6 protein-coding genes and 2 pseudogenes are annotated in these 13,119 nt (G+C 66.1%); all 8 read right to left on the bottom strand.

Annotated features, from left to right (window positions below):
- Window positions 1–43: 43 nt before the first annotated feature.
- The 8 genes and pseudogenes from ACOGI8_RS13175 to ACOGI8_RS13140 all read right to left on the bottom strand — a co-directional run bounded on the left by ACOGI8_RS13175 (window position 44) and on the right by ACOGI8_RS13140 (window position 13,096).
- A complete protein-coding gene (locus tag ACOGI8_RS13175) occupies window positions 44–4,132 on the bottom strand; it encodes a hypothetical protein (protein ID WP_419856412.1) in 4,089 nt (1,362 codons plus the stop codon).
- 54 nt (window positions 4,133–4,186) lie between these two features.
- A pseudogene (locus tag ACOGI8_RS13170) lies at window positions 4,187–4,291 on the bottom strand (hypothetical protein); the annotation flags it as partial.
- 414 nt (window positions 4,292–4,705) lie between these two features.
- Window positions 4,706–5,701, bottom strand: coding sequence for a CobW family GTP-binding protein (locus tag ACOGI8_RS13165; protein WP_419854248.1), 996 nt, complete (start codon window positions 5,699–5,701; stop codon window positions 4,706–4,708).
- Between the two features lie 69 nt (window positions 5,702–5,770).
- Entirely contained in the window at window positions 5,771–7,450 is a 1,680-nt protein-coding gene (locus ACOGI8_RS13160) for an amidohydrolase (protein WP_419854247.1), read from the bottom strand.
- Window positions 7,450–9,338 (bottom strand): annotated as a pseudogene (locus ACOGI8_RS13155) (dipeptide ABC transporter ATP-binding protein). The gene ACOGI8_RS13160 and the pseudogene ACOGI8_RS13155 overlap by 1 nt, the downstream one beginning before the upstream one ends.
- 3 nt (window positions 9,339–9,341) lie before the next feature.
- Complete coding sequence (locus tag ACOGI8_RS13150) at window positions 9,342–10,271, bottom strand: ABC transporter permease (RefSeq protein WP_419854246.1); 930 nt, start codon at window positions 10,269–10,271, stop codon at window positions 9,342–9,344.
- A complete protein-coding gene (locus tag ACOGI8_RS13145) occupies window positions 10,264–11,247 on the bottom strand; it encodes an ABC transporter permease (RefSeq protein WP_419854245.1) in 984 nt (327 codons plus the stop codon). The genes ACOGI8_RS13150 and ACOGI8_RS13145 overlap by 8 nt, the downstream gene beginning before the upstream one ends.
- A 67-nt stretch (window positions 11,248–11,314) precedes the next feature.
- Complete coding sequence (locus ACOGI8_RS13140; protein WP_419854244.1) at window positions 11,315–13,096, bottom strand: ABC transporter substrate-binding protein; 1,782 nt, start codon at window positions 13,094–13,096, stop codon at window positions 11,315–11,317.
- Between the last annotated feature and the right edge of the window lie 23 nt (window positions 13,097–13,119).

The following is a 13,119-nucleotide window of genomic DNA, read 5'->3' as shown; positions in this document are numbered from 1 at the left end:
CTGAGAGCTCGAGCGCCGATCCTGCGAGACACCTGTCAGACTCCTAGTAGGCGATGAAGCCGGGAATGCCCCAGCATTCGATGGCGCCGTCGGTGCGTATGCCGCAGACATGGCTGTTGCCAGAGCTGATGGACGTGAACCGGCTGCGGGAGTCCGGCGTGTACCGGTCGTAGTGTTTGTTCGACGAATACGTGTCACCCCAGCAGTCGACTTTCCCGTCGACACGCAACCCGCACACATGCTTGGAATGCCAGATCGTGCCATCGTCGCCCGTGGAGTCGTACCCGCCGCCGGCACCGACGACGACATCGGTGTATTGCTCGGTCGCCCGCAGAGGCCTGCCTCTCACCAACTCTTGACCCCAGCACTCGATGTCTCCATTGCGTCGGAGCCCGCATGCGTGGACTCCGCTCGCCGCGACTTTGACGAACTCGTTGCCCGGTGGAGGAGCCGATTGGCCATAACTGCTGTCGCCCCAGCACTCAATCGCCCCATCCACCCTCACTCCGCAGGTGTGCGCGAGATAGGTCACATCGGCGGTTGCCCTCAGCTGCACTGCCCCAGTTGAGATCTGTGCGAAACGACTTCCTGGGGGTGGCGTGGCTTCTCCGGCGTCGTTGCGCCCCCAGCAGTCCACCACGCGATCCGATCCCAACGAGCACGTATGGGAGCCGGAGTCGCTGAGTTGTTCGAAGTCTCTGGTGGCTGTTTCAACGGGCACTTGGTGCTCTGGATGCAGGGTCCAACACAATGGTGAGCCATCATCGATCTCGCCGCAGGCGTACGTGCGCGCTGTCATTACCGCCGAGTAGCTGCCGGCTGTCTCCAGAGCGAGCCCGAGATTCCAGTGATCCCAGTGATCCCAGCACTGCACGGATCCGTCTATGCGACGTCCGCATGTATACCGATCACCGGCACTCACCTCAATGAATCTGGTGCCGACGCCCAAGGATCGTCGGAATGATCCGGAACCCCAGCAGCGCGTACCCCCATTAGGCCGCTGTGCGCAAAACACGCCTCCGGAGGCACTGATCGAAGTGAAGACCTGACCGTCGACATCCGTCGGCGGTGCCGTTGTCGGCGGGTGAAAGTTCCACCAATCCTCGGCATCGCCCGAGGAGGTGCGCGAACTCGACGTGCCCCAGCAGGTGACGAGGCCCTCGACAGTGAGACCGCAGGTCGCGGCGCCGGTCGCTGCCAGAGCCCTCAGGCGCATGGGTTGTGCCCGCATACTGCCGAGAATGCCGACCGCGGGTCCGACGCGGGCGGCTGGTGTGACGAGCCGTATCGATGGCGGTGATGACCGTGCGTCCGCGTCATATCCCCAGCACGCGACAGATCCATTGAAGCGAAGTCCGCACGAATGGCTGACGCCCAGAGCCAAGTGCGAGAATCGCTCGGCAGCGGGTGGGGACGCCTCTCCAAACTCGTTCTTGCCCCAGCACACGGCCCTGCCGTCAGTCTGCAGTGCGCACCTGTGGAGCTTCCCGACGGCCACGTGCACGAAGCGGCCTGTCCAGGGCAGCCATGTCCGCCGAGCTCGACGCCAATGTTCGTATTCGTGGCGGTCGACTTCCGTCAGGAGCATCGGCGAGTAGGTCTCGTCGTACGGCGGGCCGCCATCTGAGATCACGCCGCCGACGCACGTCACGGCGCCGTCGGGTTCGATACCGCAGGCGTAGATGCTTCCAAAGGCGAGTTCTTCGCGTGACTCAATATCGAGTGACTCACGGACGTGAGAATGGAGGTATCCGTCCCATCCTCGGCAGATGGATTGTCGACTGGCGCTCCTGCCGCACCAGTAATAGCCGTCGTAGTACACGTCAATGACGCGGTCACCGGATGCGACATATGTTTCGCCGCTTGAGTCTGCGCCCCAGCATTCGACGGTTCCATCAGCACGCCGGCCGCATCCATGGCCGCCCTCGGTCGAGACCGAGGTGAACTCCGGCGGTTCGAGTTCGTCGAGGTGCTGCCTCCATCTATTGAGCACGGTGGCCGCTTGGCCCCGTGTGACTGTGCTCTGGCGGCAGGCCTGGGGGGAATGATCGATGCATGCGGACATCACATCGGCGCCGATCGCCGCCCGCGCATTCGCAACCGCCGCGTCCGAGGCCGGGCTCGCGTCATGGCGAAGGTGAAGCTCGAATGACCGCACCAAGGTGTGTTCGAGCCTCGCTCGGGAAACGTGGTCGTTCGGGCAGAAGAGCCGTGCGATGTCGTCGCAGGGGAGAACCACTTTAAGAAATGCAAGTCGGCGGGCGCTGTCGGCCCACCAGAGTTCCGCCGGTACATCTTCGAATTCGATCGATGCGACGCTCTTGGTGACGACGCTCGGCGCCCCGTGCTGCAGCAGCCGGTCCAGCCATACCGTCAAGGCCGCACGCGTCAGGGGTTCGTCAGTGCAAAAGCGATGCGTTGAACACTCGGTGCCGTCGAAGATGCGGAGTCTGTCGAGGTGTTCGACGTCGTCGGAGTGTCGCTTGGGCAGGTTGACGTTGAATGGCACGAGCTGTGCTGGCGACGACCAGTCGCGGTCCCCCCAACAGATCACACCGCCCTCGGCTTCTAGACCGCACGTGTGGTCATTGTCGGCCGCCAACTCGACGAACGCACGGCCCGGTGGGGGCGCCGACTGGCCAGCTTCATTGGCCCCCCAGCACTGAGTAGCGCCCTCAACCGTGATGCCACAGGTGTGCCTTCCGCCGGCGACGAGGCTGCGGAACTGGTTCACGAGCGGTGGAGATGCTTGGCCGAACTCGTTGGCGCCGGCGCACCGGACGAACCCGGTGAGCCGGATCAGACAGCCGTGCCACCGCGTCGACTCGTGGCCTTCGGGTCCGTAGTGAGCGCCTGTGCCGACCGCAAGCGGCCGGTTGATCACGCGGTCGTCGATACCGAGTCGCTGATCCTTGGTGATCAGCCGACGGGCTTGCCGCAAACCGGCGATCTCGATCGCATCCGGCGGCAGTTCGCTCTTGTTGCTCCAGCACGCGACAGCGCCTTCGAGGCTCAGCGCGCACGCGAGATTGAGCCCGGCTTCCAAGGCGAGATGCTCGCCGCCGGGCGGCAGCAGATTCCCCCAAGAGGGGTCCGGGCCCGTTGCCCAGCAGCGGATCCTTCGCTCCGTTGTCAAACCGCAGGCGCCGTGTCCTGTCAGCGCGATTTCGGTAAGGCCGGGATCGTTGGGCGCACTCCAGATTACTGCGTCCGCGGTGCCGCCGATGTGCGTCGGCCAGCATGTAACGCGGCCATCGGCGAGCAGTCCGCAGGCCCCGTCATGCCGCGACGGCCCGAGGGCGATCTCGGCGAAGCGGGTGTTTCCCAAGATCGGCTGTGACGGATACTGCTCTGCGCCCCAGCATTGTGCGAGACCGTCGTGGCGGATGCCGCATGTCACCCCCGGACCTGTGGTCAGGCGGGCAAATACCGCGTCATCCGGTGGCGGGGTCAATCTGTTGTCGGCATCAAGTCCCCAGCAGCGTGCCTCGCCCGAGGCCATCACGCCGCAGGTATGCAGGGCGCCTGCGGTGATGGCAGCGAAGGCGATGCCCGCCGGCGGGCTGGCCTGACCGTCGAAATCACCGCCCCAGCACAGGGCCGTGCTGTCACGCAGCAAACCGCACGTGTGAAGCTCGCCAGCGGTGAGATGGACGAACTGCACGTCGGCGGGCGGGGAGCTCTGGCCGAAGTGATTGTCGCCCCAGCACACTGCAGCACCCGCGTCATCCAATGCGCAGGTGTGCCCGACACCGGCTGAGAGATGGACAAAGGACCCGCCCGCTGGCGCGTCTAGCTGCCCGGCCTCGTTGCTTCCCCAGCACAGGATGTGGCCGCTGTCCCGAATACCGCATGCGTGGACATCGCCGGCGTCGATGTCGGAGAAGCGCGCGGCGGCCAGTGTTCGTTCCCAACCGACCGTTATCGGCTCATCCCAGTGAAAAAAGGGCCAGCACCCGACGCGGCCGACCTGATCGAGGGCGCAGACCTGCCTGGCGCTTGCGGCGAACCCTCGGTAGCTGCCCTCCTCGTATGGCTGGGACTCGGAGAATCCTCCCTCGCTGTGCCAGCAGAAGAGGCCACCGTCAGCGCGCTGGCCGCACGTGGCGCCACCTTGGGCGTCGATCCTCACGAAGCCGTTCGATGCCAGACTCCATGCGTTGCCGACATGGCGGGCGCCCCAGCAATCCACTCGCCCGGTCGATCGCAGCCCGCAAGTGTGCGCGCCGCCGGCAGCGAGGGAGACGAAGCGAGTGGGTGAGGGCCATGCCCGAACGCAGTACTCATCCATCGAGCAGGGCGAGCCGGTGAGATGTGCTGGCTCACCACGGAAGGATTCAGCAACGTAGACCGGGGGATTGAGGTGCTCTGTCAGCTCGGTTCGCGGCGGCTGCGACAGTCCGGTGATCGCGGCATTCCATCGTTCAGCCGCTGAGATATCCGGAGCGGTCGGCAGGACGAGTTGGGGTGTGTGCGCCGGTTCCGCTCCGGCTCTCGCCTCCGCAAGGGCGCTGGTCGCTACCGGTGCCGCTTCCTCAGAGGACGGCACCGGCGAACACGCCGACGCGGTAATCGCTATACAGCAGAGTGCGACGCAGAGGCTCCCGCGCATGCCTGTGAATCGCACGGCTTCACTCTATGAGAGCACCTCACGTTGCTCGGAAGGCTCGTGGAGTTATCGCGTGCCAATGGTGAACTGGGTGGTTCAGCAGCCTGATTGCAGCTGTGACCGCAGCCAGTCGGGGGGCAGCGTGCCTTTGTGGGCGATAAGGCTGATGGCCCAGTGGGGTGGTGGCTGGGTGGGGTCCGTGGCGTGGGGGGTGATTGAGGTGCGTTTGCCGACGGCTTCGACCAGGTAGGCGGTTGCGTCAGCGGTCTCTGTGGCGCTCGTGTCGCTCGTGCTGGCGGCCGGCGCTGCTTGTACCAAGCCCTTGAGACGGGCGACGCCATCAGGCAGATCGGCGAGCAACGCCTCGATGACCGGCATGGGAACTGGTGTGTCGAGGACGACGGTCTGCGATTCGAAGAGATCCTCCACGACGTGCCATCCGGGAGCAGCGGCCCCCTCGGGCGCTGGTCGTTCACCGGCGCCGACCGCGTCACTGGCCGATCGGGGGCCGAGCAGCACATCGATAGGCACGGCTGCTCGACTGGCGCGGACAACGGTGGCGCCGGGTGAGAGTCCTGCCAGCCAGTCGCACAGGTCGTCGGCCTTGCTGGCATCGTCGAGCAAGTCGATCTTGTTGACCACCAGCAGGTCTGCAGCCGCGAGCTGCATCCGCACGGTGTCGGCCACCCAGCGGTCGTTGGCTTGACGTCGGACCTGCTCTGCATCTGCCATGACCACCACGGCATCCAGTCGCAGCCCGGGCGTGTGGCCATAGGCCGCGATCTGGGTCGGGTCGGCGACACCGCTGGCCTCGATGAGCAGGCGTTGTGGGAGCGTGCCCGCTGAGCGGATCTGCATGAGTGCGGCGGCGAATCCGTCGGCGAGCGTGCAGCAGATGCAGCCGTTGGCCAACGTCAGCTTGTCGCTGTCGGCGGCCACGATCAGGTCTTCGTCGATGGAGATCTCACCGAAGTCGTTGACGATCACCGCGATGCGCTCGTCGGACGAGCGCAGCACATGGTTCACCAGGGTCGTCTTGCCCGCGCCGAGATACCCGCCGACGACGGTGACCGAAATCGTGTGCGCGTTCATCTCCCGCCCATCTTGCCCCTGGCTGCGACACTCTGGCGCGACAGCACGTTCCGCCCGCCGGAGCGACCCCTACGCGTCGCTGATCTCGGCGGGCTGGGGCACGCCGCCGAGCACCGTTCCCCATACCCCGATGTCGCGCAGCGCCATCGGATCGACGGTGAGCGGGTCGTCTTCCAGGACGGCGAAATCAGCCAGCTTGCCGGCTTCGATGCTGCCGATCTCGGCGTCCATCTTGATCTGCCGGGCGGCCTCGATGGTGATGGCCCGCAGCGCGTCCGGCACGCCGATTCGCTCGTCGGGTCCCAGCACCTGGCCCGACGCGGTCACCCGGTTGACCGCGCACCACGCAGTGTGCAGATGGCCCAGCGGCGTGATCGGCGAATCCGAGTGGATCGAGAAGCTGACGCCGCTGGTCAGCGCGGTGGCACAGGCATCCATCCGTGCCGCACGCTCGGGCCCCACGGTCACGTCCCGATGCTGGTCGCCCCAGTAGTAGATGTGGTTCGAGAAGATGTTGGCGCACATGCCCAGGGCTGCCATGCGGCGGTACTGGTCGGGCGTGGTGAGCTGGCAGTGCTGCACCGTGTGGCGGTGATCCCAGCGGGGATAGCGCTCCAGCACCTGCTCGACGGCTTCGACGAACGCCTCGGTGGCCTCGTCGCCATTGCAGTGACAGTGCACGGTCAGACCGGCTCGGTGGTACGGCTCCACCAGGTCGGCCATCTGGTCGGGCGCCGTCAGCCACATGCCGTTGCCGATGTGCCCCGGCGGCGGCTTGTAGTAGTGGGGCCAGCTAATGCGGGCCGTGAATCCCTGGATCGATCCGTCCAGGATCAGCTTGACGATGCCGAAGCGCAGCTTGTCGGTCTGCTCGCTCTTCAACTGCACGCACAGCTCGGCCAGTTCCGCCGGGTCGGCCGTGGCCCCGAACAGGTTCGACATCGCCACCATCACCCGCGCCGGGTATGCGGGATCGCTGGTGACCTTCTTCCAGTTGCCGAGCTGGTCAGGATCCCAGAGCTGCGTGGTGCCCAAGTCGGTCAGCAACGTGTGCCCTGCATTGCGTGCCTCGTTGGCGTAGCGCCAGCGGGCCTGCTCGCTGCGGTTGGCCTGCATCATGTCGACGAACGCTTCGCCGGCCAGCATCATCCCGGCGGGCTCATGCAGTTCGCCGTTGGGCAGGCCGTCGCCGCCGCGGGCCACGCCGGGGCTGGTCGCCGTCTCGTCGATGCCGCAACGCTCCATGAGCGCCGAGTTGATGGTGGCCAGATGCCCGCTTGCATGCAGCACGAGCGTCGGCCGGTCGCCGGTCACCGTGTCGAGGTGGCGCGCCACCAGCCGCTCGCCCGGGAAGTAGATCGGGTCGAGACCCCACGCCAGCAGCGTCTGGGAGTCGTCGGTCATGTCCGCGGCAGCCTTGCCCAACCGTTCGAGCACATCGTCGATGGAGGTGCAGCCCGGCCACAGCTGTCCCTGGGGGTCACGGCGGTCGAAGTAGCCGACGTAGGTGGAGTTCCACAGCCCGCCCGACATGACGTGGCAGTGCGCCTCGATGAACCCGGGCATGAGCACGTGTTCGGCAAAGCGGTTGTCGATCCGGTGCTCGCCCCAGGTCACCAGCTCGGCGGCACTGCCGACGCCCAGGATGCGATCGCCCGACACCGCCACCGCCTCGCCGAAGGGGAACGCGGGATTGATGGTGATGACCCGACGTGCTGGGTAGATCACGAACGGCTGGTTCGTCCCCATCAGGCGTGCCCCTGTCGTGCTACACCGTGCTGGTCGCTCGTGGCTTGCGCCACGAGGTGTCCCGGTTCCACTTCGACCAGGGTCACGCGGTCGGGGGCGGTGCCGGCTTCGAAGACCGGGCTGGGCACCTCATCGGTCTGCACTGAGCGGTCAGTCCGGCGACGCCCCGGATCGGCGATCGGCACCGCGTCGAGCAACCGCTTGGTGTAGCCGTGCTGGGGGTTTTCGAAGATGGCTCGGCGCGGACCCAGCTCCACAATCTGGCCGAGGTACATCACGCCCACCCGGTGGGCGATCCGTTCCACGACAGCGAGGTCGTGGCTGATGAACAGGTACGACAGGCTCATCTCGTCCTGCAGGTCCATCATGAGGTTGATGACTTGCGCCTGGATCGAGACGTCCAGCGCAGACACCGCCTCATCGGCGATCACCAGCTCGGGCCGCAGCGCCAGGGCCCGGGCGATGCAGATGCGCTGCCGCTGGCCCCCGGAGAATTGGTGCGGGTACTGCCGCATGTCGTCGGGCGACATGCCGACCCGTCGCAGCAGGTCGGCGACCACATCATTGATCTCGCGCTTGGGCGCGGCACGATGGATCTCGAGTGGCTCGGCGATCGCCTTGCCTACGGTGCGGCGGGGATCCAGGCTGGCGAAGGGGTCCTGGAAGACGATCTGCGCCTTGCGCCGGTGAGGCCGCAGCGCCCGCGGCCCGAGGTTCGTGATATCGGCGCCGTCGAGCCGGATGGTGCCGCTGGTCGGATTCAGCAATCGGATGATCAGGTATGCCAGCGTCGACTTGCCGCAGCCGCTCTCGCCGACCACCGCCAGCGTCTCGCCGCGATCGATGTGCAGGCTGACCTGCTCCACGGCGTGCACGCGGGCGCCGTGACTGGCCGGGAAATGCTTGGTGAGCGCTTCGACCTCGACGATCGGCGCCGCGGCATCGTGCTGCGTCACGAGTCCGAGCCCCCCTCGCTGTCCGCCCCGGAGCCCGCAGCCGCCAGCGCATCGGGATCGATCAGCTCGAAGCGCTGCGGGGCCTCGACGCCCGCCATCGATCCGAGCCGTGGCACCGCCGCCAGCAGCGACTGCGTGTAGGGCTCGCTGGGCCGCTCGAAGATGTCCGAGACATGGCCGCGCTCGACCAATCGCGACTGCTGCATCACCACAACTTCGTCGGCGATCTCCGCCACCACGCCCATGTCGTGGGTGATGATCAACACGGCTGCGCCGGTCTCGCGCTGCATCTCGGCGATGAGGGCGAGGATCTGCGCTTGGATCGTCACGTCGAGCGCGGTGGTGGGCTCGTCCGCGATCAGGATCGCCGGGTCGCAGGCAAGCGCCATGGCGATCATCACCCGCTGGCGCATCCCCCCCGACATCTCGTGGGGGTACTGGTCGATCCGGCGCGCAGCGTCGGGAATGCGCACCCGGTTCAGCATCTCCAACGTGCGCTCGCGCGCCTCGCTGCGGTTCATGCCACGGTGGAGCCGCAGCGCCTCGCCGATCTGGCTTCCGACGGTATAGACGGGGTTGAGGCTGGTCAGCGGTTCTTGGAAGATCATCGAGATGCGATCGCCCCGGATCGATCGCATCTGGGGTTCGGGCAGCTGCAGCAAGTCGTCGACGCTGCCGTCATCGTGGCGGAACAGCACCTCGCCGCTGCGGATCTCCGCCCGGGTGCCGATCTCGATGAGCCGCATGATCGACAGCGCAGTCACGGACTTGCCCGAGCCCGACTCGCCGACCACCGCCAGCGTCCCGCCGTCGTGCAGGTCGAACGACACGTCGTTCACGGCGATGAACTCATCGAAGCCGACGGTCAGGCCCCGAACCCGCAGCCGTGGCGAATTGCCCGGCGCACCGTCGCCGTTCGCCAGATCGCTCATCGCTCAGCGTCCCCGCAGCTTGGGGTTGTAGGCATCCTGCAGCCCGTCGCCGATGAGGCTGAAGCTCAGCACGGTGAAGAAGATCGCCAGGCCGGGGAACGTCACCGACCACCACGCCGTCAGGAAGTTCCCTCGGTTCAGCCCGATCATCAAGCCCCAGCTCGTGGTGTTGGGATCACCGAGGCCCAGGAACGCCAGCCCCGCCTCGAACAGGATTGCCGTGCCCATGATGAGCGTGGCCGACACGATGAGCGGCGGCAGCGCATTTGGGAACACCACCTTGCGAATGATGCGCCAGTCCGTCGCTCCCACCGCTCGGGCTGCCCGCACGAATTCCAGGTTCTTCAGTCTCAGGAACTCAGCACGAGTGATGCGAGCGATCCCCGGCCACGCCACTACGCCGATGGCGAACGAGATCGTCCACATCGACGGTTCGAACAGCGCCACCAACACCATCGCGAACAGCAGCGCAGGCAGCACCTGGAAGAACTCGGTGAAGCGCATGAGGGCGCTGTCGAGCCAGCCGCCGTAATAGCCGGCGAGTGCGCCGATGCTGATGCCGATCACCAGCACCATCGCAGCCGCCATGGCAGCCACCGTCATGCTGGTTGTGCCACCCCCGATCACCCCGGCCAGCACGTCACGTCCCAGATAGTCGGTGCCCAAGCGGGCCTCGGCCAGCTCTCCGGGACCAGTGAGCGGGATGGCCACGATGTCCTTGGGATCGTTGTCGTAGATCCGCGGCCCGGCGACCGTCATGAAGACGATCCCGATGAGCATCACCACACCGGCCACTGCCGCCTTGTTGCGCACGAACAACCGCAGTGTTTCGCGACCTGGGCGACCCGATCCGCCGTCGCCGCCGGCGCCCAGGCCGGGTGCGACGGGCAGATCGGCGGCGGCCACCTCGCCACGTCCCATCGCGTCAGACATTGGAACGCTCCCGCAGCCGGATGCGCGGGTCGATGATCGTGTACAGCAGATCGGTGAGCAGGTTGGCCACGATGACCATCACCGACGACACCATCAGCACTCCGAGCAGCACCGAGGTGTCCCGGCGGAGAATCGAGTCGAACGCCAATCGGCCGAGCCCGGGCCAGTTGAATACGGTCTCGACGAGCAGCGCCCCAGACAGCAGCGCGCCGAACTGCAGACCCACCACGGTCACCACGGGGATGACGGCGTTGCGCAGCGCGTGCTTGTATACGACTCGGCGCTCGTTCAGGCCCTTGGCCCGCGCTGTGCGCACATAGTCCGACTCGAGCACTTCCAGCATCGACGCCCGAGACAGCCGGCTGTACTGCGCCAGGTAGATGAGGCCGAGCGTGAGCGCGGGCAGCACCAGGTGCTCGCCCACGTCGAGCACATTCGCGAGCAGGCCCTCGCCGTAGTTCACGTCGTGCCATCCCTGCACCGGCAGCAGCTTCCAGGCAGAGGCGAACAGGATCACCAGCATGATCCCGGTCCAGAAGACCGGCATCGAGAAGCCCACCAGCGCCAGCACGGTCGCTCCATGGCTGAGCGGGCTCTCGGGACGGCGCGCGGTGGCAACGCCCACCATCGTCCCAGCCGCTACGGCAAACGCCAGCGCGGTTCCCACCAGCAGCACGGTGGGCCACAGGCGTTGGAGGATCAGCGACGTCACCGACTGGTTGAAGAAGTACGAGTCACCCAGATCGCCGGTGGCGACCCGGCCGACATACGACGCGAGCTGCACGATGACCGGGCGGTCGAGTCCGTATTGCGCGCGGATCTCCTCCAGCAGCTCAGGATCGCCGGCCCCGCTCTCGCCCACGATGACGGTGGCGGGATCGCCCGGCGTGATGTGGATCAGCAAGAAGTTGAGGCACATCACTGCCAGGATCAGCCCGAGTGCTTGGGCGATCCTGGCAGCGATGGACCTCAGCATGCTCCGTCCTTGTCGAGCGAGATTCCGGCGGTCACCTCGGTGTTGCCGGAATGGTGCTCAGTTGCCGCTACTCGTCCAGCCAGACCTCGTGCATGGGCGACATCTGCCCCCAGATGTTGTTGGTCGGCGGGTTCATGACCGCCGGGTTGTAGGCCTGCCAGAACGAGGGCGTGTTCAAGAAGAAGATCGGCATGTCTTCGGCCACGATCTCCTGGAACTCGGCATACAACTCGGCACGCTTGTCAATGTCGAACTCCTGGCCGGCCGCATTGAGCAGCGCGTCGACATCGGGGTTGCAGTAGCCCGTGTTGTTCGTCCAGATCACGCCCACCCGGTTGTCGCACAGGTAGGTGCGGTGCACGCCGATGACCGGATCGCCCCAGTTCCAGACCTGGTTGATCGTCATCTGGTACTCCCCGGCGGCGACTCGTTGCGCCCAGGTCGGGAAGTCGGGTGACACGCTCAGTTCAACCTCGATGCCGGCTTCCTCCAGTTGCTGCTGCACATACTCGGCTTGCACCACGAATGCCGGCGGGATGTAGTCGATGGAGAGCTGCAGCTCTCCTGGGCCATAGCCAGCTTCAGCCAACAACGCCTTCGCTCGATCGATGTCCTTGTCGTAGTGGTTCACGTTCGGGTTATGGAACGGGCTGGCGGCCGCAATGCCGGTCGGCACGGGGAATGTGATCCCCTGGTCGATGACCTCGGAGAGGAAGTCGCGATCGATCGCGTAGGCGATCGCCTGCCGCACCCGCTTGTCCGAGAGCGCCGGGTCGTTCACGTTCATCTCCAGCCAGTTGATCTGGCCGATGGCTTCGTGGCCCTTGGCACTCACCTCGACGTCGGGGTTGTCCAGCAGACGCAGCACGTTCGCTGACGGGCCCAGCGTCGACGACAGGTGGGTCGTGCCGTTCTCGAGCCCGAGCACGATGGCTGTGCTTTCAGGTGTGATCTCCATCACGATCTCGTCCAGGCACGGCGTGCCCTCGATGAAGAAGTCGTCGAAGCGCTCCATCCGGATGATCGTGCCCGGCTCGTACTCGGTCAGCCGGAACGGTCCCGAACCCACGAAGTCCTCGGAGTTGCGGGGGTGGGTCGGCATCTCCTGGCCGTCATCGAAGATGTGCTTGGGGATGATCGGCAGCAGGCCGGGCGACATTGCCAGCAGGATCGCAGGGTGCGGCTGGCTCAGGTTGATGACCGCGGTGTGCTCGTCGGGCGTGTCCACGTTCGTCACCGGTGCGTACATCGTCTTGAACGGGTGATGTGCCTGCACGGTCTGGATCGAGAACGCCACGTCGGCCGATGTGATCGGCATGCCGTCGTGGAATACCGCGTCTTCGACCAGATGCAGCGTCACCGAGAGGCCGTCATCGGCGACGTCCCAGTCGTGAGCCAGGTACGGCATGGGGTTGTACTCGGCGTCGTACAGCAGCGGGCTGGCGTTGAGCTGCGTCCCGGGCACGGCGGTCGCATAGCCCGACTGCACGGTGCCGTTCAGGTGCCGCGGCACCTGGGTGCTGCCGATGATGAGCGTCCCGCCGACGTTCTGCCCGCCATTGCACGCAGCAGAGGCCATGTCGTCGGCCATGTCGTCGTCGGCCATGTCATCACCGCTGGCATCGCCGTCGTCCTCGTCGTGGTCGTGGCCGTCGTCCTCGTCGTGGCCGTCGTCGGCCATGTCGTCGCCGGCATCACCGCCCGAGTCCGCCGCGGCAGTGGTCGCCGGTGCGGCGTCATCGTCGTCGTCACTGCTGCACGCAGCAGCGACCAATGCGAACACCGCAAGCAGCGCAACTAGCAGCCGGCCGAAGCTCCGCTGCCTGTCGCGCGTCGTCGTGGTCCTCATGAGGACGTCTCCCTCCCTGGAGG

The organism is Candidatus Poriferisodalis sp. (assembly GCF_965204195.1).
Classification (GTDB): domain Bacteria; phylum Actinomycetota; class Acidimicrobiia; order Acidimicrobiales; family Poriferisodalaceae; genus Poriferisodalis.
This window is presented reverse-complemented; position numbering and strand designations above follow the sequence as displayed.

Coding starts and splice junctions, on each gene's coding strand:
- ACOGI8_RS13165 (WP_419854248.1), bottom strand. CDS start 5,701: ATGAACGCGCACACGATTTCGGTCACCGTCGTCGGCGGGTATCTCGGC.
- ACOGI8_RS13160 (WP_419854247.1), bottom strand. CDS start 7,450: ATGGGGACGAACCAGCCGTTCGTGATCTACCCAGCACGTCGGGTCATC.
- ACOGI8_RS13150 (WP_419854246.1), bottom strand. CDS start 10,271: ATGTCTGACGCGATGGGACGTGGCGAGGTGGCCGCCGCCGATCTGCCC.
- ACOGI8_RS13145 (WP_419854245.1), bottom strand. CDS start 11,247: ATGCTGAGGTCCATCGCTGCCAGGATCGCCCAAGCACTCGGGCTGATC.
- ACOGI8_RS13140 (WP_419854244.1), bottom strand. CDS start 13,096: ATGAGGACCACGACGACGCGCGACAGGCAGCGGAGCTTCGGCCGGCTG.